At 71.0% G+C, this 19,924-nt stretch carries 18 protein-coding genes and 2 tRNA genes; 12 read left to right on the top strand and 8 right to left on the bottom strand.

Annotation, left to right across the window (positions count from 1 at the left end):
* The first annotated feature begins 106 nt into the window (after positions 1 to 106).
* Positions 107 to 508, top strand: coding sequence for a helix-turn-helix domain-containing protein (locus Aiant_RS26560; RefSeq protein ID WP_189329543.1), 402 nt, complete (start codon positions 107 to 109; stop codon positions 506 to 508).
* Positions 509 to 538: 30 nt separating this feature from the next.
* Positions 539 to 1,984 carry a tyrosine-type recombinase/integrase gene (locus Aiant_RS26555; protein ID WP_189329542.1) on the top strand — a complete coding sequence of 482 codons (1,446 nt, stop codon included), beginning with the start codon at positions 539 to 541 and terminating at the stop codon, positions 1,982 to 1,984.
* Positions 1,985 to 2,038: 54 nt separating this feature from the next.
* On the opposite strand, the gene Aiant_RS26550 is transcribed toward Aiant_RS26555, so the two are convergent.
* From Aiant_RS26550 to Aiant_RS26530, 5 genes are all read right to left on the bottom strand, one after another.
* Positions 2,039 to 2,114: transfer RNA gene (locus Aiant_RS26550), tRNA-His, on the bottom strand.
* A gap of 79 nt (positions 2,115 to 2,193) precedes the next feature.
* Positions 2,194 to 2,751 carry an oligoribonuclease gene (orn, locus tag Aiant_RS26545; protein WP_229829935.1) on the bottom strand — a complete coding sequence of 186 codons (558 nt, stop codon included), beginning with the start codon at positions 2,749 to 2,751 and terminating at the stop codon, positions 2,194 to 2,196.
* Between the two features lie 183 nt (positions 2,752 to 2,934).
* Entirely contained in the window at positions 2,935 to 4,047 is a 1,113-nt protein-coding gene (locus tag Aiant_RS26540) for a winged helix DNA-binding domain-containing protein (RefSeq protein WP_189329540.1), read from the bottom strand.
* Between the two features lie 96 nt (positions 4,048 to 4,143).
* Complete coding sequence (locus Aiant_RS26535; RefSeq protein ID WP_189329539.1) at positions 4,144 to 8,628, bottom strand: hypothetical protein; 4,485 nt, start codon at positions 8,626 to 8,628, stop codon at positions 4,144 to 4,146.
* A gap of 141 nt (positions 8,629 to 8,769) precedes the next feature.
* Positions 8,770 to 10,431, bottom strand: a complete 1,662-nt coding sequence (locus tag Aiant_RS26530; protein ID WP_189329538.1) for a copper resistance CopC/CopD family protein — start codon at positions 10,429 to 10,431, stop codon at positions 8,770 to 8,772.
* Between the two features lie 85 nt (positions 10,432 to 10,516).
* Between Aiant_RS26530 and Aiant_RS26525 the strand changes: the two genes are divergently transcribed.
* From Aiant_RS26525 to Aiant_RS26500, 6 genes are all read left to right on the top strand, one after another.
* Positions 10,517 to 11,074 (top strand): sigma-70 family RNA polymerase sigma factor, encoded by a 558-nt coding sequence (locus Aiant_RS26525; protein WP_229829934.1) that lies wholly within the window; start codon positions 10,517 to 10,519, stop codon positions 11,072 to 11,074.
* A 67-nt stretch (positions 11,075 to 11,141) separates the two neighbouring features.
* Complete coding sequence (locus tag Aiant_RS26520; RefSeq protein WP_189329537.1) at positions 11,142 to 11,627, top strand: MauE/DoxX family redox-associated membrane protein; 486 nt, start codon at positions 11,142 to 11,144, stop codon at positions 11,625 to 11,627.
* A complete protein-coding gene (locus Aiant_RS26515; protein ID WP_189329536.1) occupies positions 11,624 to 12,349 on the top strand; it encodes a DsbA family protein in 726 nt (241 codons plus the stop codon). The genes Aiant_RS26520 and Aiant_RS26515 overlap by 4 nt, the downstream gene beginning before the upstream one ends.
* The gene (locus Aiant_RS26510; RefSeq protein ID WP_189329535.1) at positions 12,346 to 13,329 is read left to right on the top strand and encodes a hypothetical protein; all 984 of its coding nucleotides are present in this window, start codon (positions 12,346 to 12,348) and stop codon (positions 13,327 to 13,329) included. The genes Aiant_RS26515 and Aiant_RS26510 overlap by 4 nt, the downstream gene beginning before the upstream one ends.
* A gap of 42 nt (positions 13,330 to 13,371) precedes the next feature.
* Complete coding sequence (locus Aiant_RS26505; protein ID WP_189329534.1) at positions 13,372 to 14,685, top strand: AAA family ATPase; 1,314 nt, start codon at positions 13,372 to 13,374, stop codon at positions 14,683 to 14,685.
* Between the two features lie 158 nt (positions 14,686 to 14,843).
* Entirely contained in the window at positions 14,844 to 15,413 is a 570-nt protein-coding gene (locus Aiant_RS26500) for an HNH endonuclease (protein WP_189329533.1), read from the top strand.
* On the opposite strand, the gene Aiant_RS26495 is transcribed toward Aiant_RS26500, so the two are convergent.
* The gene (locus Aiant_RS26495) at positions 15,410 to 15,778 is read right to left on the bottom strand and encodes an Asp23/Gls24 family envelope stress response protein (protein ID WP_189329532.1); all 369 of its coding nucleotides are present in this window, start codon (positions 15,776 to 15,778) and stop codon (positions 15,410 to 15,412) included. The genes Aiant_RS26500 and Aiant_RS26495 overlap by 4 nt on opposite strands.
* Positions 15,779 to 16,032: 254 nt before the next feature.
* Here Aiant_RS26495 and Aiant_RS26490 point away from each other — a divergent pair, with 254 nt between their 5' ends.
* The 3 genes from Aiant_RS26490 (at position 16,033) to Aiant_RS26480 (ending at position 17,276) form a co-directional block, all read left to right on the top strand.
* The gene (locus tag Aiant_RS26490) at positions 16,033 to 16,461 is read left to right on the top strand and encodes an S-adenosylmethionine decarboxylase family protein (RefSeq protein WP_189329531.1); all 429 of its coding nucleotides are present in this window, start codon (positions 16,033 to 16,035) and stop codon (positions 16,459 to 16,461) included.
* A 21-nt stretch (positions 16,462 to 16,482) separates the two neighbouring features.
* On the top strand, positions 16,483 to 16,959 hold the full coding sequence (gene bcp / locus Aiant_RS26485; RefSeq protein WP_189329530.1) for a thioredoxin-dependent thiol peroxidase: 477 nt from the start codon (positions 16,483 to 16,485) through the stop codon (positions 16,957 to 16,959).
* A gap of 233 nt (positions 16,960 to 17,192) precedes the next feature.
* Positions 17,193 to 17,276: transfer RNA gene (locus Aiant_RS26480), tRNA-Leu, on the top strand.
* Between the two features lie 106 nt (positions 17,277 to 17,382).
* Here Aiant_RS26480 and Aiant_RS26475 read toward each other — a convergent pair.
* Together Aiant_RS26475 and Aiant_RS26470 are read right to left on the bottom strand one after the other, a co-directional pair.
* Positions 17,383 to 18,315: an expansin EXLX1 family cellulose-binding protein gene (locus Aiant_RS26475; protein WP_189329529.1), complete on the bottom strand. Its 933-nt coding sequence runs from the start codon at positions 18,313 to 18,315 to the stop codon at positions 17,383 to 17,385.
* 85 nt (positions 18,316 to 18,400) lie between these two features.
* Positions 18,401 to 19,219 carry an MOSC domain-containing protein gene (locus Aiant_RS26470; RefSeq protein WP_189329528.1) on the bottom strand — a complete coding sequence of 273 codons (819 nt, stop codon included), beginning with the start codon at positions 19,217 to 19,219 and terminating at the stop codon, positions 18,401 to 18,403.
* Positions 19,220 to 19,255: 36 nt separating this feature from the next.
* Here Aiant_RS26470 and Aiant_RS26465 point away from each other — a divergent pair, with 36 nt between their 5' ends.
* On the top strand, positions 19,256 to 19,915 hold the full coding sequence (locus Aiant_RS26465; protein WP_189329527.1) for an HAD family hydrolase: 660 nt from the start codon (positions 19,256 to 19,258) through the stop codon (positions 19,913 to 19,915).
* The last annotated feature ends 9 nt before the right edge of the window (positions 19,916 to 19,924 follow it).

Raw genomic sequence — 19,924 nt, 5'->3', positions numbered from 1 at the left:
TAACCCTCGGGTGTCCGAGATCTTGGCTCTGGGGCGCTCTCAGCGGGTCGCTGTACGGCCCGCAGCCACACCGCAGCCCTCACCGTCCCTTCGACACCCCTCATGCGTGGAACGGGCGCTGACGGGCCGTTCCACGCGCGGCTCGCATTCGTTCCAGGAGGACCGCATGACCGCGCCAGCCCGTGATTTCACTGATCACATTCCGAGAATCTTCACTCTCGACGAATCCGCCGAGATTCTGCGAGTGAAGAAGAGCTGGCTGGAAAGGAAGGCCGCCAGCCGGGAGATTCCATTCTCCAAGCTGGGCGGCGCCTACCACTTCTCAACCGACCACCTGTGGCGCATTTTCTTCCAATACGAGCAAGTGCCCAGCACAGGCGAGTCGGACGAACCGGCAGCGATCATCCCGCGCAGAAAGCGGCAACGCACCGCGCCCGCTGATCCGCGTGTTGTTCCGCTCCGACCCCGCACACCTCGCACTTCGCGACAGAGCCAACTTGCTGCCTGAAAGAAATTCACCGACAAAAGGAGTCAACACGTGGCCTACGCGGAAAAAAGAGGAAACCTGTACCGGGCTCGCTGGCGGGGCCCGGACGGGTCGCTGGAGTCCCAGCCGGGATTCACGTCGGAAAAAGCCGCGCTGAAATACGGACGCGACCAAGAGGCCGCCATCCGAGCACAGCGATACGTCGACCCGCGCGGTGCTCGCATGACCCTCACCGACTGGGTGAACAGGTGGTTCCCAGCCCTCGATCTGGAGCCCAACACCCTCGACAACTACCGGTACCACTTCGAGGTCTTCATCCTTCCCACGTTCGGCAAAGACCCGCTGATGGACCTGACCGAGCAGGCTATCTCCAAGTGGGAACAGAGCATCGTTGCCGCCGGGTTCGGGAAAAAGACAGCCACGAACGCGCGCGGTGCCCTCTCGGCCGCGCTTTCCGATACCGTTCCTCGCTACCTGACGTTGAACCCGGCCGCGAAAAAGAAGGGGAAGGGCAGGAAAGGAAAGAGCCGTATCGAGCGTGTCGAGAAGGACGCCAAGGTGTGGGCGACTCCACTACAGGCGCTGTTGATCGCCGAACGTGCGGCCACCATTTCCGGTCTCGATGCAATGTTCACCGCGGTCATCACCCTCGCCTACACCGGATGCCGGTGGGGAGAAATGCTCGGTCTACCACCGGACCTCATCCATTCCGGTGCTATCGACTTGCATTGGAAGTTGTACGAACTCAACGGCAGGTTCTACCGGGGCCGACCCAAGGACGGCTCGATGCGCACAGTGGCCACTCCCCCGTTTCTGAACGGCCTGCTGCGACATCATCTGGCGTCCGGAATCCCACTCAAGTGCACCTGCCTCCCTCGCGCGGATGACGGGCGCCGGATTCCGTGGTGCACGGGCGGGGAGTACGCATTCGTGACTGCCGAGGGCGCGCACTACCGACGCTCCAATGTCAGCGAGCGGATTTTCCGTCCGGCCGCCGATGGTTGGTACCCGCAGCGCGCCCCCCGCCGGCCTCGCATGCCGGTGCTGGTTGACCACCAGTTCCCATGGCCGGGCAAGCCGCTGCCGGCGTGGCCGGCCGCTGTTCCTGGCGAGCAGTATGAGCCGCCGCAAGGACGGGGCCGCCCGCGGGTGACCGACGAGACGCGACTGGCGTCGTGGCTGCCGGTCCTGCTCGACCTCACCCCGCACGGCCTGCGGCACGGCTACCAGACCTGGATGGACGAGGACGGCATCCCGTACGTGGCTCAGTCGCGGCAGATGGGCCATGAGGTGCCGGGCATGCGCGGTATCTACAGCCACGTCACCGATCGGATGCTGGACGAGATCCGCGGCGCGCTCCAACGTCGCTGGGAGGAGTCGCTGAGGGCCCGCGCGGCACTGTCGCTCACCTCGGCCGTTCCGGTGCTCGCCGCAGCCCTGAAGGCGCTCCCGAAGGGAGCGTCCGCTCCCAATCTGCTCCCAGAATCGGACAGGTGAAAGGCAGAGGGCCTGACCGCTTTCGCGATCAGGCCCTCTGACCTGCACTTCACATGGGGTGATCGACGGGACTTGAACCCGCGACCCCCTGGACCACAACCAGGTGCTCTACCAACTGAGCTACGACCACCATGCCCGCACGGTGCAGTTTCCCCGTGGTGCCGGCTAATCATAGCCGCCCGCCCGGGGGTGCCGTCGAGCGGGTTACCTCAGAGCTCCGCGGCGATCGCCTTGGCCGCCTCCACATCGGGCCCGGGCTGCGGGACGAAGACGGTGCGCCGGTAATACTCCAGCTCGCGGATGCTCTCCCGGATGTCGGCGAGGGCGCGGTGAGACAGGCCCTTGGCCGGCTGCCCGAAATACACCCGCGGGTACCACCGGCGGCACAGCTCCTTGATCGAGGAGACGTCGATCATGCGGTAGTGCAGGTGGGCGTCGAGCGCCGGCATGTCCCGGGCCAGGAAACCGCGGTCGGTGGCGATGCTGTTGCCGCAGAGCGGGGCGGTCCGCGGGTTCGGCACGTGCTCTTTCACATACGCCAGAATCAGCTCCTCGGCCTCGCTCATGGTGAGCGCGGAGCGGCGCACCTCCTCGGTGAGCCCGGATTTCGCGTGCATGTCCCGGACCACCGGGGGCATCGCGTCGAGCGCCGCGTCGTCCGCGTGAATGACCAGGTCGACACCCTCGCCCAGGACGTTGAGTTCGGGATCGGTGACCAGCGCCGCGACCTCGATGAGCTTGTCCTTGCCCAGGTCGAGACCGGTCATCTCACAGTCGATCCACACCAGAAGATCCGCCACTCGGACAGCGTACGCCGGGAGTGGCGCGGTTGTTCGACGCGAGTGTCTCCACAGCGAACATTCGCGTTGTTTGTCCGCTTTAGGGGGCTGGCTTCCCACTTGGTCGGTTGAGGGGGTAAAGTGAACTTAACGGACGAAGCCCCCCTTCGGTTACTCCGTTCCCCCCGGTAAAGGGGCCCTCCGTGTCGGCAGCGTGGAGGGCCCCTTCGGCGTCACCACCACCCGCGCCGGACCCGCGGCGACGGCATCGATCAGGCGCTCCCCCTCGGCCATCACCGCGTCGCGCACCGGCCCGCTCCATCCGGTGAAGGGGCTGATCCGCAGCTCGCCACCAGTGCGCTCCCAGGTCGCCGCGACGAACCCGTCGACCAGCACGGTCGGCCGTACGATCGACCAGCCCGGGGTGACCAGCGCCCGGTCACCCGGGTGGATGATCCGGCCGCGGTCGGCGTGACCCAGCACCGCGTTGTCGAACTCGGGCAGGAAGACGACCGGGACCGGCTCGTCCGGGTCGGCCAGCGGGGCGTCCGGCAGGTCGTACAGTTCCACGCCGTTCTCGTCCCGGAACACCCGCAACTCGCCGCGGAGCTCGTGCAGCACGGCACCCATCCGGGTCAGCCCGGACCACGTCTGCACGTCCTTGGCACTCGCCGGCCCGTAGGCCGCCAGATAGCGCCTGACCAGCGTCGCCGGGTCCGCGACGGCCATCGGCCGGCCCAGCCAGGCGTCCGCGGCGACACAGCCGATCCGGCCCCGGAAACCCCACGACCCGGACGGCGGCGGGTGCAGCAGCGGCGCCGTCAGATGCGCGGCCACGGCCAGGTCGTTCGGCGGGTGGCCGGGGAAGTCCGCCGCCAGGCGACGGCCCAGCTCGGCACGGGACAGCGGCTCCGCCGCCAGAATGCGGCCGACCGACGCCAGGAGAGCGGTCCGGTCCGGGCCGCCGACCCGTTGGGCAAGCCTTTCCAGTACGACCTGGACCGTCGGCCGCAGCCAGGGGTAGTCGGCGCCGGCGCAGAGGTGCTGGGTGCCCCGGAGCAGGGCGCCGCGGACGACCTGGCGGCTCTCCAGCAGCTCGGTGAGATCCCGGAGGCGGAAACCGGCGACGCGCGCCCGGAGGCTGAGGTAGGGGCTGTCGTTCTCCTGGCCCTGGAGCGCGACCAGATGCCGGATGACGTCGAGCGCGCCCTCCCGGGATGGGGTGTCGAGGAACTGCCGGCGCAGGTAGGTCCGATTCAGCACACGGGTGGAGAGGGTCGGCATGGAGCCGACGCTAGGGCTCGTTGCGGTCAGATCCTGGCCGCAGAAGCGGCGAGGGCCACCCGGTGATCGGGTGGCCCTCGGTGCTCCTGACCGGGGTCAGCTTTCGTCGGTCTGGTCCTTCGGGCGGTTGCGGGCCGGGGTCCGGGTGGTGCGGCGCTTGCGTTCGGTGCCGCCGGCCAGCAGCTCCGCCGCCTCCTCGCGGTAACTCGGGGTCCGCTTTCCGCTCTCGGCCGCCTCGGTCTTCTCCGTCGCGGCGGGCTTGGCAGCGGTGGCCCGCGGCGTCCGGGTCCGGGGACGCGGCTTGCGCGCCGCCGAACCCTCCCCGGCCTCCGCGCCCGGGGTCACCCCGGCCTCGCTGCCGGACGCCACCTGCCCCGATGCGCCACCCGGGGCCTCAGCCGGCGCGGGCGTCGCTTGACTCGGCGTCGCCGACGCCTGGGTCGGTGCGGACATCGCTCGGGCCGGCATAACCGACGCCGCCTCAGCCGGCGCGGACACCGCTTGGGCCGGGTTCGCCTCAGCCTGGGACTGGGCAGCAGGCGCTGGCCGGGCCGGTGCAGCGGGTGGTGTCGGCTCGGTCCGGGTCGCGGCGCGGGCCGCGATCGTCTCGGCGGCCTTGATCCAGGCGGCCGGGACCTTGCGACCCCCGGTAGCGCTGCTTTGCCGCCCGGCCCCGGTGAGACGGTCCTTCGCCCTCGACAGCGGGCGGTCCGGCTCGGCGGCCCGCTTCACGGCCGGTTTGGCCGATTTGGCCGCCTTGACCTGCTGCTCCGGAACCCGATCCGCTGTGACCTGCCGCTCGGCCAAGGCTTCCGCCTCGACACGCTGCTCGGTAGCGGGTGTCCCCTCGCCCTGCTGTTCCGCGGCCGCCTTCACGTCGGCCCGCTGTTCCGCGGCCGCCTCCACGTCGGCCCGCTGTTCCGCAACCGCCTTCACATCGGCCCGCGGTTCCGCAGCCGTCTTCGTGTCGGCCGGTTGGGTCGGCTCCGTGCCGGCCCGCTGGTCGGCGATCGGTGCGGCCTCGACCGCGTGGATCGAGGACCGTTCTTCGGCGGCTCGTTCGCTGGGCTGCCGGGGCATGAGCGCTCGCGTCGGCCCGGCCATCGCGGCCGCCTTCGGCGTTGCCGCAACCTGTTCGCCGCCGGGCAGGTCGTCGGTCTCGGCCGATTCTTCGGTACGACCGTCCGCCCCGCCGACCGCCACCTCCCCCACCGGTCCAGCCTCGACCGCGTGGATCGAAACCCGGCCTTCCTCGCCAACCTTCCGCGCGCCCAGATTCGCATCCACATTCGCAGCCGGCTTCACGACGCCAACCGACTCACCGGCCTCCGGCCCAGCAGTAGCCGGCCCAGAACCAGCCGACGCGGAACCAGCCGACGCGGAAGCAGCCGACGCGGCAATGGCCGACTCGGCAGTGCGGGCCGTCGGCACCGGCGCGGCCGGACCGCCCGGCTGCCGAGTGGGAAACGGCACGATCGGCGGCTTGGACTCCTCCCGCGTCTCCGTCTCCGGCGCCGAGCCGTTCACCTCCGCTGCTCCCTCGCTCACTGAGCCGTCAGCCGACGGGTCCGGCAGCTTCTCCGTCCCCAGTCGCTCCCCCAGCTTGCCCTTGTCCCGCCGCTCGCCCCCGAGCCCGTCCGCTGCCGCATCACCGGTAGCCAGCGCGGCCACTGCCGGGTCCTCCGTGACCGGCTCAGCCACCGCCGCCTCACCGGCAACCGCCAGATCCCCCGTCACCGACTCGCCCACCGCCGCCTCACCAGCAACCGACCCGGCTGCCGCCAGATCCACGGTCACCGGCTCATCCGCCGGCGCCTCACCAGCAACCGATCCGGCCGCTGCTAGATCCCCCGTCACCGGCTCACCCACCGCCGCCTCACCAGCAACCGGCCCGGCCGCTGCCAGATCCCCGGTCACCGGCTCACCCACCGCCGCCTCACCAGCAACCGACCCGGCTGCCGCGAGGTCTTCGGTCGCCGGCTCGGCCGGGTTCGTGTCGTCGGTCGTCGTGCCGGGCTCGGCGTCCTCGGTGGCGGGACGGGACGGCTCGCCGACCGGCGGCCATTCCGGCTTGTTCTCGGAGCTTTCGGTCGCCGCCGCCTCGGACTGCTCGGCGACCGTTGTCGTGGTGCTCTCCGGTTCGGCGGCCCGCTGGCGAACCGGGCCCTGCGGGCTCGGCGTGCCACCGGTCTCGGCCAGCGCGGTCTTGGCGATGCCCTGGGCGGCGGCGACCTTGGCGGCCCCCGACGCCGCCGCTACTCGCGCGGCACCCTGCGCCGCCGAGGTCGGTGGGGCCTGACGCTGCGTCCCGGCCGGGCCCGCGAGAACCGGCGCATCCGGAGCAGCCGGAGCCTTCGGCTGTGCGGGGGACGCACTCTGCGCCTCCGCGTTCGGGGAATTGGGCTTGGGTGACGGGCGGCTGCCGCCCATCCGGGTCAGGCCGGTGGCGGCCCAGTCCGTCGCGGCCGGGCCGGTCAGCAGGGCGACCCGGCGCGGCGCGGGCGCCGGCCACACGCCACCACGACGATCTCCGTCGCGCTTCTTCCGGTGCCTCGGCTCCTCGCCGGCGCTTCCGGGCTTCTCGGCGGAGCGCGCCGGTCCGGCTTCCGGCCCCTGCCGGCCGGCCTTGTCGACCGCTTTCCCGTCGGCTGCGGCAAAGGCGGGCTCGGCGGCCAGGCCGGCAGCCCGCTCGCTACCCGCACGATCGGCCACAGCGACATCACTGCCGGCGGCGGTCGAGGCAGCGGGCTGCTCGGCCAGCTCGGCAGCTCGGTTGCCAGCGGCCTCAGCGGCCAGGCCAGCAGCGGTCGAGGCGGCGGGCTGCTCGGCTGGCTTGGCAGCTCGGTGGCGGGCGGCCTCGGCCAGTGCGGCGGCGGCCTGGGCCTCGGTCTGGCGGGCACGTTCCGGCGCGGTCTGGGCTACCCAGGCGCCGACCGCGGTGGCCTGGAACTCCGGCAAATCGGTCGGGGCCGGGAGGCGACGGCGAAGGTGCCGCTCCGCGCGCGAGCCCGGCGCCGGGCTGGACAGATCCGCGCGCGGCCCGGAAGCCGGGCTGGACAGATCCGAGCGCGGGCCTGACACCGGGCGGGCCAGATCCGGGCTCGCGCCCGACACCGCGTTGGAAAGATCCGAACGCATGCGGGAAGCCGAGCCGGACAGGTCTGGGCGCGCGCCTACGGGCGGCCCGGACACCTCGTCCATCGCCGGGGTAGCGCCGAGCAGGCTCAGCGGGCGGCCCGGCGCGGGCGTCTCCGCTCCCGCGCCCGGAGTCGAGGTGGCGCCGGCCAGACCGGCCGTGGCCGGGATGGGCAGGGCGCCGGGAACGACCGGGGTGATGCCGCCGGGCGCGATGCCGGCGTGCGTCGTGCCGACCAGGTGGCCGGGGTCCGCGGCGCCAGGCAGGTGGCCGGTTAAGGCGGCGCCGGTCATGCCGCCGGCTGCGGCAGTGCCCGGCATGGTGCCGGCTACGGCGGCGCCCGACATGGCGCCCGCTGCGGCACCGCCCGACATGGTGCTGGCTGCGGCAGTGCCGGGCACGTGGCCGGCTGTGGCGAGGGCGGACGGGACCGGCTCGGACGACGGCGTGGGCGGGGCTGTGGGCGTACCGGAAGAGGGCGGGAGGGAAGCGCGGTCCGGACCACCGGGGTTTTTCGGCGGCCAGGCGAACTGCGGCAACGCCGGCGGCCGGGCCGGCTGCGTGTCGGCCAGGGTCCGCGGCCGGTGAGCCCCGCCCTGACCGAAACCGAACAGCCCACCCGGGCCACGCCGCCCGAGCGTCCGGACCACGTTCTGATCGAAGGCGTCGAAGCCGGACGGGTCGGCGCCGGGCAGGGCGCGCCGGGCGCCGGACTCCAGGCCGAGGCGCGGCAGCGGGGCGCCGATGGCCAGCATCAGCTCCGGGACCTGGCTCGGTTCGACGACGTAGACCACCTCGCGGCGGCGGCCCGGCATGGCCAGCACGATCACGCCGGCCATGGCCAGCATCGCGCCGAGTGAGAGCAGGCCCCAGGCGGTCGGGTCGAGCCAGCCGGGGCGGACCTCGACGGTGCCGTTGAGGCGCAGGCCCTCGCCGCCCGTCGCGTTCATGATCACCAGGCTGTAGCCGCCGGTCAGGTCGCCCGGGGTCCAGCGCAGTGCGCCGCCGCCGGTGCGGGTCCAGAAGTCCTGGTGGCCGGGGGCGGACGGGAGCGACCGGTCGCCGTCGAACCGGGCCGAGGTGATCGGCAGCTCGCCGGTGCCGACCTGGACGCCGCGGACCTCGGTGTGCGGGACGCCGCGCAGGTAGCTCTCGACCTCGCCGGCCGGGGCCAGGCCGACGAAGGCCGGGCCCTCGTCGGTGAGCGCGGTGATCCGCAGCTCGGTGCCGCCGACCCGGGCGAACGACGCGTCGTCGCGCAGCAGGCGGTCGACGTCCGGGACGACGATCGCGTACCCGGGCACGCTGAGCCGCTGCAGCTCGGCGCTGAACGCCCCACCGGCGTCGCGGTGCCGCAGCGCGGCCCACAGGCACCCGCCGGCCAGCAGCGCGGGCAGTCCGATCGTCAGTAGCAGCATGCCGAGGACCGGCCGGAACAGCCGCATCGTTCATTCCCCCTTCTCGGGCCCCACTGCGCGCACCATACCGAGGCAAATAGCCCCAAAATGGTCAAACGAGCAGGCAGCCCTCGATAGATACGGCAATGGCCCGATCCGATACGGAACGGGCCATCGCTTTTTCCGGGGTCAGGAGATCGTGGCGGTCATCGTGAACGTCGTCTGATCGATGTCGGTCGTCCGGGCGGTGAACTTGAACGTCCAGTCCCCCGCCTGCGGCAGCGCGATGTCGCCGATCGCGTGGAAGTCGGTGATCCGCAGCAGCGGGATCTCGATCGGCTCGATGCCCTTGGCCGGCAGCGCCGCGGTCGCCTTCCACTCGACCACCGGCAGCGGCTTGTTGTCCGGGGTGTACGCGTACAGGTGCATCGAGTTGTTCCCGACCGTGGCCGGATAGATGTCCACCTGCAACGACATGGTCTTGTCGGTGAGCGTCTGAGTCACCGTCTGACTGGTCGCGGTGGTCTGCGCCGCCTCGGCGGTACGCGGCGGCGCGATCTGCACCAGCGCCGCGGTCACCCCGAGCACCACCGCGGTGATCCCCAGCTCGACCAGCACCACCCCGCGCAGCCCGCGCGGCGACTCCTCGGCGGACCGCTCCTTGACCAGCTTCCGCGAGTACGCCGCCACCCCGATCACCACCGCGGCCAGCCCCACCTTGACCAGGATCAGCCGCCCGTAGGTGCTGGTGAACAGCCCGTCCAGGGTGGAGACCTCGATCAGGGCCTGCACCACGCCCGCGAAGATCAGCGCGCCGACCGCGGCGGCCGCCCAGCGCGACCAGATCGGCAGGATCGCGCCCAGCTCCCGGGCGTTGGCCCGGGGCAGCAGGAACGCGAAGAGCATGACGAGACCGCCCAGCCAGACCGCCATGGCGGCCAGGTGCAGCGCGTCCAGCACCACCGAGACGCCCGGGACCGGGGACGCGGTCGGGTGCCCGGTCAGCGGCCAGGTGGCCAGCGCGGCCACCCCGAGCACGCCGAGCAGGGCCAGGTCGAGCTTCGACTCGCCGCCGGCGCCGACCAGCAGCGGCCGGAGCAGGAAGGCGGCCGCGATCACCACGGCCAGCCGGACCAGCATCACCGCACCGAACGTGCTGCCCAGCACGTCGCGCAGGTCACCGAGCCGGACGTCGAAGAGGCCGGTGCCGAGCGTGTACGGCGCCTGGAGCCAGAGCCCGAGCACCGTGCTGCCGATGACCAGGCCGATACCCGTCCAGATCACCCGGCCGGGCCCCCGCCGGGACAGCCGCTGCGGCCAGAGCAGCGCGAGCACGAGCACCGGGCCGACCAGGAGCACCAGACCGGCGTACCCCACGTATTTGCCCACCGGGATCAGGGCCCGGACCACCGGGTCCACCTTGACGTCAGCGGTCTCGTCCGCCGAAGGCGGTGTCGACGCCGCGCCCACCGAGTAGGTGATCGTGCCGCCCACCGGATGGCTGTCCGCCGAGATCACCCGGAAGGTGACCAGGTACGTCCCCCGGGCGCCGCCGGAGCGCAGCGGGATGGTCACCCGGCCGCCCTCGGCCGTCGGATCACCCTGGTCGGCCCGGGAGCCGTCCGGAGCGATCACCCGGATCTTCCCGCTGATCAGCTGCACCGACTCACTGAAGGTCAGGGTCACCTTGTTGGGGGCGTCCGGCACGATCGTGCCGTTGCTCGGGTCGCTGCTGGTCAGCACGGCGTGCGCGCTGGCCGGGACGGCCGACAGCAGCACCCCGATCATGCCGATCAGCAGCCCGAGCAGAACGGTCGCGCCGCGGCGTCGGTCAACGGTCATGACGGCCATGCTCTCTGATCACGTTCTGTTCGACCACATGCGGGTGGTCGCCGGTGAGGTTCGGATGGTTCCGGGCCCGGACGGTTCGCGTACGATGCGGGTCGTGACGGCTGGTGAGCAGGAGACGGACGAGACCACCGCGCTGGCGCTCGCCGCTCGCGACGGTGACCCGGCCGCACAGGCCGGGTTCGTGCGGGCCACCCAGGCGGAGGTGTGGCGGTTCACCGCCGCGCTGGTCGATCCGGGCGTCGCGGACGATCTGACTCAGGAGACCTATCTGCGGGCGTTCCGGGCGCTGGACTCGTTCGAGGGCCGGTCGACGGTGCGCACCTGGCTGCTCGGCATCGCCCGGCGGACCTGCGCCGATCACCTGCGGGCCGTGGTCCGGCGGCGGAGATTGAACGTGCGGCTGGCCGCGCAGGCCGCCACCGAGGCGCCGGCGCCCGATCCGGCGCACCGGTTGAGCGGCGCCGACCTGCTGAGCCGGCTGAGCGAGGAGCGGCGGACGGCGTTCGTGCTGACCCAGGTGCTCGGGTTGTCCTACGCCGAGGCGGCCGAGGTCGAGTCGGTGCCGGTCGGGACGATCCGGTCCCGGGTGGCCCGGGCCCGCGACGAGCTGGTCACCGCGGTGGCGAAAGCCCAGGCAAGCTGAGAATGTGCTGAGACGCGAGATGATCGGGAACTGACCACCGACCACCTCCGTCTAACGAGGCGTGACCATGGAAACCATCACGCGTGCCGCGCTCTGGCCGTGGATCTCCACGCTGGCCCGGTTCGGGTTGGCCGCCGTGTGGCTGATCGCGGGCGCCACCAAGGTCGGTGACCTGGCCGAGTCGGCGCGGGCGGTGAATGCGTACCAGGTGATGTCCTACGACGCGGCCCGGGTGGTCGGCGCCGTGCAGCCGTTCCTGGAGATCGCGCTGGGCCTGCTCCTGCTGGCCGGTCTGGCCACGCGGCTGACCGCGGCGATCTCCGCGGTGCTGCTCGTGGTGTTCATCGGCGGGATCGCCTGGGCCTGGTCCCAGGGGCTGCGCATCGACTGCGGGTGCTTCAGCACCGGCGGCGAGCTCGGCGCCGGGCAGGACACCGCGTACGGCCTGGACATCCTGCGTGATCTCGGTTTCCTGGTGCTCGCCGGGATTCTGCTGTGGCGGCCGCGGACCCGGTTCTCGATCGATGGCGTGTTGATGGGGGAGTCGTCTTGAGCAAGGGAAACCGGGACCGGGCGGAGAAGGCCCGCCGGATCGTCGTGCAGCAGAAGGCCGCCGAGCGGCGCCGGCAGGTGACCGTCTGGACGTCGGTGGCGGTGGCCGTGGTGCTGCTCATCGCCGGGTTCATCGGGTACTCGACGCTCGCCGGGCAGGACAAGGGCAAGCTGGTCACGCCGAGCTCCGCGGTCGACGACGGGACCGCGTTCGCGGTCGGCACCGGCACGGTCGTCGTCGACCTCTACGAGGACTTCATGTGCCCGAACTGCAAGAACTTCGAGACCGCCAGCGGCGCCAAGCTGCGCGAGATGGCCACCTCCAACAAGATCACCCTGAGGTACCACGTGGTGTCGATCCTGGACCGCGCCTCGAACGGCACGAAGTACTCGACCCGCTCGGCCGGGGCAGCGGCGGCGGCCGGTGAGGCGGGCAAGTTCACCGAGTTCCACGACGTGCTCTACGCCAATCAGCCGGCGGAGGGCAGCGACGGCCTCACCAACGCGAAGATCATCGAGCTGGCGACATCGGTCGGGCTGACGGGTGACAAGTTCGCCGACGCGGTGAACTCCGGTACCTACGAACCATGGGCGACGCACGCGACCGAGGTCTTCTCCGAGCGCCACTTCAACGGCACTCCGACGGTCGTGGTCAACGGCACCCAGGTCGAGCAGCCCTCGCTGGAGAACATCACGCAGGCCATCGACAAGGCGGCCGGGTGAGGCGGGTCCTCCTGAGCTTGTGGGTGGCCGGTGCGATCGTCGCGCCGGCCACGCCCGCGTTCGCGCACGGCGGCGAGGGGGCGAACGTGACGGCGTACCGGACCACCGTCACCGGGATCAGCACCCCGATGGACGGCCTCACGGTCCGCACCGTCGAGGGTGGCGCCCGGCTCGAGCTGACCAACGACACCGGCCGCCCGATCGAGATCCTCGGCTACTCCGGCGAGCCGTACCTGGAGGTTCGCCCGGACGGCGTCTATCAGAACGCCTCCTCCCCCGCCGCCTACGTCAACCAGACGCTGGCCGGCGACACCCCGGTCCCGCCGACCGCCGACGTGACCACCGCACCGACCTGGCAGCGGATCTCCACCGGCACCACGGTCCGCTGGCACGACCAGCGCACCCACTGGCTCGGCGCGACCCGTCCACCCCAGGCGGTGGCCGATCCTGACCACGCGCACCGGCTGCGGGAGTGGGCGGTGCCGCTGCGCGACCAGGTCCGGGTCTTCGAGATCCGGGGCACGCTCGACTACGAGCCGCCGCCGGTGACCTGGGCGTGGTGGGTGGGCGCGGTCCTGCTCGGCCTGGCCTTGACGGCCCTGGTCCGCTTCCGCTCGCGGTGGATCGCGCCCCTCGCGGTCCTCGCCGGTCTCGCCGTCCTCACGTACGCCGTGACGCGCGGCCTGGACGGCGCCGGCTGGTCCGGAGTGCTCCTGCTGACCGGCGCCCTGGCCCTCGGGGCGGCCTGGCGGCACCCGCCGTTCTACCTGGCGCTGTCCGGTTTCGTCCTCGCGGCGTTCGCCGGTTTCGGCAGCTCGGACGCCTTCCTGGCGGCCGTGGTCCCGGCCGTCGGCCCGGGCTGGCTGGCCCGCGCCTGCGTCATGGTGACGCTCGCCACCGGCGCCGCCCTGTCCCTCACCGGCCTGCTCAGGATGCGCGCCGCCGTCCCGTCCCCCACCTCCCGGGTGGCGAGCGACTAGGGTGGCCTGAGGCGTCGCTCGGGTTGGTCAGGGAGGACATCGGTGTATCTCCACCGTCTGCGCGTCAGCAACGTGCGCGGCTTCCACGGCACCCACGAGGTCGACCTGTCGTTCGAGCTTGCCGCGGAGGGGGACCCGGACGAGCGGTATCCGGGCTTCGTCGTCCTCGCCGGCCGAAATGGATCGGGCAAGACGACCCTGCTCCAGGCCGCCGCGGCCGCCCTCGCCGGCCCGGCAGTGACCAACAACCTGACCGAGGGCATCCGTGACTGGGTGACGCATCACGCCACGGAAGCTGTCGTGCGCGCCGAGATCGAGCCAGCCGGGGACGAAGTGCTCTTCACGCCCGGCCGGCTCGACGCTCCGTTGAAGTGGCAACGCATCGAGAGCGTGCGGGCCCGACCCGAGCCCGGCGCGGCGGACGTGCGCCGGGTCGAGGAGTCCCTCTGGTCACCCCGCCCCACCAACTGGTTCGCTGCTGGATACGGACCGTTCCGGCGGCTGGCGGGAACCAGTGGCGAAGTTGCTCGCCTGATGGCCGGAGATTGGACCGTCGGCCGGTTCGCCACCCTCTTTCGCGAGGAGGCCTCCCTCGCCGAGACGGTGCACTGGCTTCAGCAGGTGAACTATCGCGCACGGTCCGGACAGCGGCCGCTCGCCGACCTCGAACGACTCGTCCTCGCACTACTCAACGACGGGTTGTTCCCGGACGGGCACATCGTCGACCGGGTGGATCCGGATGGTCTCTGGATCGTCCGGGACAACGGACGGCCGGTCCTGATCGAGGAGATGAGTGACGGCTATCGGAGCGTCGCGGCCCTGGTGACGGACATCATCCGGCAGATCAACGAGTGCTACCGCAATCACATCGCCTGGTCGATCACCGACGAGCCGCGAATTTTCAACTCCGGCGTCGTGCTGATCGACGAGATCGACGCGCATTTGCACATCTCCTGGCAGAAGCGGATCGGGCCGTGGCTCCGCGAGCACTTTCCGAACATCCAGTTCATCGTGACCACCCACAGTCCGTACGTCTGCCAGAGTGCCTCCCCCGGCGGCCTAATCCAGCTCCCCGGGCCGAACGACGACTTTGCGCCTCGAGTCGCTTCCGACGATCTCTATCGGCGAGTGGTGAACGGCAGCGCCGACGACGCCGTTCTCACCGAACTCTTCGGCGTCGAATCGCCCTACTCGCAGCGGGTCGACGAACTCCGCGCCGAACTCACCCGCCTCGAACGGCTCGCCATCCGCGGCACCGCCCAGCCCGACGACCTGGAGAAACTCGCGGACCTGACCGAGGAGTTGTCGCCCTCCCCCAGCAGCCGGGCCCGCGACGTCCTCGGCGAGGACGCGTGATCCCGTTCGCCCGTCGGCCCCTCCCGGCCGACCTGTCGGCGAGCCTGGCCGCGAAGACCGCCGTCCTTCGGACAAGCGCCACACCGTACGACGATGCCAGAAAGGCCTGGAAGACGGCCGGGCCGATTCGTCGCAGCTTGAAAAGACACCTGGGAGTCATGTGCGCCCGGCCCGCGTTCTGCATGTACTGCCACGAGAGCAGGGGCACCGACGTCGACCACTACGAGCCGATCAAGCGGGACCCCCTGCGGACCTTCGAGTGGCCCAACCACCTGCTCGCCTGCTCCTACTGCAACCAGCAAGCCAAGCAGGAGGCGTTCCCGCTGGATTCGGCCGGGACGCCGCTGCTGCTGGATCCGGCCGCCGACGACGCGGCCGACCACATGACGCTGGCGTCCACCGGCGTCTTCATCGAGCTCACGGCACGGGGCGCGGAGACGATCGCGGTGCTGGGATTGAACCGGCGACCGGAACTTGTCCAGGCCCGGCTCGTCTCCTGGCGGGGCGTGATCCGGGTGTTCGAGCAGGCCGCACGTGCCGGTGACGCGCTGACCGCCGACGACCTGGAGGATCTGCGATTCCTGCCGGTGGTGGACGCCTTCCACCACTTCGCGCACGACGTGGCGGCCGGGCGGCTCGGCCTCAAGGGTGTCCGACCGGCGCTCACGGCGTACGCAAGAAACAAGCTGTCGGTGATCAGCGGCGTTTTTCCCGGCTGTCGCCTCTAGATCGCGATGTCGTCCACGTTGACGTTGACGGCGATGACGCGCAGGCCGTAGCTCTGCACGGCCTCGGTCACCGTGGTCTGGACGGCGTTGGTCACCTCGGCGACCACCGTGCCGGCGGCCAGCACGACGACGATGTCGATGGTCACCGTGCCGTCCTTGACCCGGGCGGAGACGCCGCGGCTGGCGTCGCCGACAGTGTCCAGGCCGACCTTGTCGAGGACGCTGTTGAAGAAGCGGGCGACGTCGCCACCCAGGTCCGCGACACCGGGGACGGTGCGCGCCGCCGCGGCGGCGATCTTCTCCACCACCTCACCGGAGACGGTGGTGCTGCCGTTCGCCGTGGTACCGCCCGTGGGCTCGGTCATGACCCTGATCTCCGCTCTCGACGAGTCTGCCCGCGGAGCGTACTGAAGATCCGCGGGCGCCCGCCAGACCGTCCGTGAATTGTCCGGGGTGGAGCATCGGAAAACACACTGTCCACCGTGTCCCGAATGCGGAAAACGACGTTTCCCCGCTTCCCCGAAACGGAATCGCCAGATGACCTCTACCAGCGAAAACGTTGGCATATCCGGGCCGGCGAAACGCCGGTAGCGTACGTTTCACTGCCACGGGAGGCGTCATGGGAAATGACCACTACGGCGATGAGCTGACCCTCCGGTTGTCCGACATCGCCGACATCACCGCGCTCGACGACGATCAGGCGCTGACCACCTTCATGCGCGATCTGGTGACCCGGATCGGGATGACCGTGATCGCCGGTCCGCTGGTGGCCACCGAGGGCGGACCGCCGGAGAAGTCCGGCAAGTCGGCCGTGGTGATCCTGGCCGAGTCGCACGCCGCCATCCACACCTATCCGCACCTGCGGGAGATCTTCGTCAACGTCTTCTCCTGCAAGCCGTTCCGCGAGGCCGACGTGCTCGCCGAGTTCCGCCGGCTGGTCGGCGACTACGAGGTCAGTGAGCACACCCTGCGCCGCCGGGGCGAGGAGTGGCCCCGGGATCTGTCCGCCGCCGAGCGACTGTGGAGCGGCCGCCGGGCACCCGCCTGACCCGGCACTATCGTCGGTCCCATGACTGACAACGTGCGTCTCGGCGCCGGCGACGCCGCGCCTGACTTCACTTTGCCCACCGACACCGGCGAGAGCCTCTCGCTCAAGGACCTGCGCGGGCGCAAGGTCGTGCTGTACGCGTATCCGGCCGCGATGACGCCGGGCTGCACCAAGCAGGCCTGCGACTTCCGCGACTCGCTCGCCTCGCTCCAGGCCGCGGGTTACGAGGTGGTCGGCATCTCCCCCGACAAGCCGGAGAAGCTGGCGAAATTCCGTGAGCGCGACGCGATCACGTTCCCGCTGGTCAGCGACGTGGACAAGAGCGTGCTGACGGCGTACGGCGCGTTCGGCGAGAAGCAGCTGTACGGCAAGACGGTCACCGGCGTGATCCGGTCCACGTTCGTGATCGACGAGAACGGGGCGATCGAGCGCGCCCTCTACAACGTCAAGGCCACCGGGCACGTCGCCAAGCTGCGCCGCGACCTCGGCCTGGACTGATCTTTTCTTTCCGGCACCGTCCGAAATCCGGGAAAGTCCGCAAGTCCGGGCCACCCGCGCCGATCAGGAGAGCAATCCACCCCGGCGCCGGGTGACCGGACTCACGGCGGCCGTCATGCGGTACCAACCCGCAAGGCGGCCGCCGTGCACGGTTCCGGGTGGAACCGAGGAGCCACGAACGGCAGTGACCGTTTAGACTCCACCCAACGCTTTGCTCGTGATGGGTAAAACGGGCGGGAGTGGCGAAATTGGCAGCCGCGCGGGTTTTAGGTGCCCGTGCCCGAGAGGGCGTGAGGGTTCGAGTCCCTTCTCCCGCACAAGTTCTCCGCCGAGGCGGTTATCCACAGGTTGTGCACAACGCAGTCGGCAGCCCCGCCGGGGTGCGATGGCGGGGCTGTCGACTGGGGGGACCGGGCAAAGCTGTCAATCGCAGGTGGTCTCGCCGGCCGCGAGCGCGACCAGGGCGTCCTCGGTGGTGCTCGGGGCGGCCGCGGCGGCCGACTCGGGCAGCGGGGCCACCAAGGACGCCGGCGGGGAAACGGCCGCGGGCTTGGTGGCGGCGGGCGACGACTTCTTCGTACGGGTGGGGGACGGCGACGTCGTGGTGGCCTTCTCGACGACCGTGGTGGAGCCGCCGGTGAAGGCCTTCGAGGTCTTCTGCACCGTGCCGGGATCCATGTCGATGCCGGAGACCGTGGTGGCGTTGCCGTACACGTCAGTGATCTTGATCTTGTAGGGCCCGGAGCCGGCGCCGCCATCGATCAGCCAATAGTTGTAGTCGGTGCGGTGCGCCGACTTGAAGCTGCCGCCCGGAGCGGCGACCTGGACCGACGACAGCAGGTTCCCGTGGTTGTCGATGCGGGCGGCGAACCAGTACCGCGAGGCGCCTTCCTTGATCCGGACGGTGATCGGTCCGGGCGTCGCCGGGTTGGTGACCAGCTTGTACTTGATCGGGATGATGCCGTCGACCTCGGCGCCGATCTTCTTGAACGCGGTGCGGCTCAGATCCAGGTGCCCGGCCGGGCACTCCGGGCAGGAGTCGAAGACCTTGACCCGGACCTTGCCCTTCGGACCGGTGACGTCGAGGTAGGCGCCGCAGGAGGCGCCCTCGGCGTACTGCTCCGGGCCGAGCGCGACGTACAGGTCGTCGGCGGGCACCTCGAACGAGCAGTTTCCGGTGGTGCCACCGAGCTCGTAGAAGGTGGCCTTGCCGGTCTTGGTGCTGGTGCTCGGCGGCGCGGCACAGGCCGATCCGCCGGTCTGGAGCAGCAGCGCCACGCCGATGATGCCGGCGAGGGCCGCGGCGCCGCCGGCGGCGAGCCATCGGGTCGGGAACGGGCGTCGATGAGCACTCACGCTCAGCGATACTGCTTCGGCCGGACGCCGCGGGCAAATCTTCTAAGACACTCCTAAGACACAGGTACCGCTTATGAGTGCCACGTCACTCCACCGGTATCACCGCGTCGCCGATCCGCAACTCCCCGGTTTCGCCGGCCGCGAGGTCCGGGATCAGATTGACCGCGAACATCAGGCCGCCGCCGATCCGGCGGTGCCTGCCCAGCACGTGCAGCGGCTGCCGGCCGCTCTCCCCGGTCTCCTGGTCGATGGTGGTGACCCGGCAGCGGGCGCAGTGCTTGGGCACCCGGAAGGTCAGCTCGCCGATCCGCAACCGGCCGCCCAGCCAGCCGTCCTCGGCCCAGGCCGGCGCGCCGGTGACCACCAGGTTCGCCCGGAACCGGTGGATCGGGACCGGGTCCTCGCCGCTCTGCGCCAGCCAGTCGTTGACCGCGTCCAGCGAGGCGGTGTTGGCCAGCAGCAGTGGGTAGCCGTCGGCCAGGCTGACCCGGTCGTCGGGCAGCGCCAGCTCCTCGATGGTCCGGCCGGTCGGGTCGGCCTGCCAGACCAGCCGGGCGTCCCGGCCGAGGAACTCACGGCACCACGCGCTGCCGGCCTCGCTGAGCCGGGCCGGGACCTCGGGCTTGTTGCGGAACACGCGCACGCCGACCTTCGGCCCGTCGGCGGGCTCGTCCAGGTCGAGGCCGGGCAGGCCGGGAGCGGTGAGGCGCAGGCCGCCGGGCCGCGGGTGCACGGTGAGCTGGGTGAGGCGGGCGGTGTCCCGCTGGGTGATGCCGACGCCGTCCGGGTCGATCATCATCCAGCGGCGGTCGCCGGTCAGGCCCCAGGGCTCGACGACGACCGTGTCGTGGTCGAGGCGATGACAGCCCTTGACCGGGTAGGTGTGCAGCTCAGCGATCCGCATGCGTCCCACGATGCCATGCTTGAAATGATCTTCGCCATGCTGCTTCTGCTGGATCTGGACAACACACTGATCGACCGGGACGGGGCGTTCCGGGAGGCGGCCGAGTCCTTTCTCGCCGGGCACGGCCTGCCGGCCGCCGACCTCGGCTGGCTGCTGACCACCGACGCGAGCGGCTATCGGCCCCGGGCGGAGGTGGCCGCCGCACTGGCCGAGCGATATCCGGACGCGGTGCCGGAGGAGGCCGTACGGTCCTTTCTGGACAACGGGGCGGCGGACCGGGTACGGCTGGCGGAGACCACCCGGCTCGCCCTGGACGAGGCCGCCGCGGCCGGCTGGACCCGGGTGATCGTGACGAACGGGCGGGTCGGCCAGCAGACCAAGAAGATCCACACCTGTGGCCTGGACCGGCACGTCGACGGATGGGTGATCTCGGAGGGGGTCGGGTGCAAGAAGCCGGACCCGGAGATCTTCCACGCCGCCGCCGCGACGGCCGGGGTGCCGCTCTCGGCCGCCTGGATGATCGGGGACTCGGCGCACGCGGACGTCGGCGGCGCGCACGCCCTCGGCCTGCCCACCGTGTGGATCTCCGCGGGGCGGGAGTGGACGGAGGCGGCGTACCGGCCGACGCACGTCGTGACCGAGGTGGCCACCGGGATCCGGCGCGCTCTTTCCGGTAGAACCGATGCGCACGTCTAGCCCGGTGAA

The organism is Actinoplanes ianthinogenes, from assembly GCF_018324205.1.
In the GTDB taxonomy this organism is placed as follows: Bacteria; Actinomycetota; Actinomycetes; order Mycobacteriales; family Micromonosporaceae; genus Actinoplanes; species Actinoplanes ianthinogenes.
The sequence above is the reverse complement of the archived record's forward strand: the minus strand, read 5'-3'. Positions and strand labels throughout refer to the sequence as shown.

Coding starts and splice junctions, on each gene's coding strand:
- Aiant_RS26530 (WP_189329538.1), bottom strand. CDS start 10,431: ATGGCCGTCATGACCGTTGACCGACGCCGCGGCGCGACCGTTCTGCTC.
- orn (WP_229829935.1), bottom strand. CDS start 2,751: ATGACCGGTCTCGACCTGGGCAAGGACAAGCTCATCGAGGTCGCGGCG.
- Aiant_RS26495 (WP_189329532.1), bottom strand. CDS start 15,778: ATGACCGAGCCCACGGGCGGTACCACGGCGAACGGCAGCACCACCGTC.
- Aiant_RS26490 (WP_189329531.1), top strand. CDS start 16,033: ATGGGAAATGACCACTACGGCGATGAGCTGACCCTCCGGTTGTCCGAC.
- Aiant_RS26500 (WP_189329533.1), top strand. CDS start 14,844: ATGTGCGCCCGGCCCGCGTTCTGCATGTACTGCCACGAGAGCAGGGGC.
- Aiant_RS26520 (WP_189329537.1), top strand. CDS start 11,142: ATGGAAACCATCACGCGTGCCGCGCTCTGGCCGTGGATCTCCACGCTG.
- Aiant_RS26525 (WP_229829934.1), top strand. CDS start 10,517: ATGCGGGTCGTGACGGCTGGTGAGCAGGAGACGGACGAGACCACCGCG.
- Aiant_RS26470 (WP_189329528.1), bottom strand. CDS start 19,219: ATGCGGATCGCTGAGCTGCACACCTACCCGGTCAAGGGCTGTCATCGC.
- bcp (WP_189329530.1), top strand. CDS start 16,483: ATGACTGACAACGTGCGTCTCGGCGCCGGCGACGCCGCGCCTGACTTC.
- Aiant_RS26535 (WP_189329539.1), bottom strand. CDS start 8,628: ATGCGGCTGTTCCGGCCGGTCCTCGGCATGCTGCTACTGACGATCGGA.
- Aiant_RS26465 (WP_189329527.1), top strand. CDS start 19,256: ATGCTGCTTCTGCTGGATCTGGACAACACACTGATCGACCGGGACGGG.
- Aiant_RS26540 (WP_189329540.1), bottom strand. CDS start 4,047: ATGCCGACCCTCTCCACCCGTGTGCTGAATCGGACCTACCTGCGCCGG.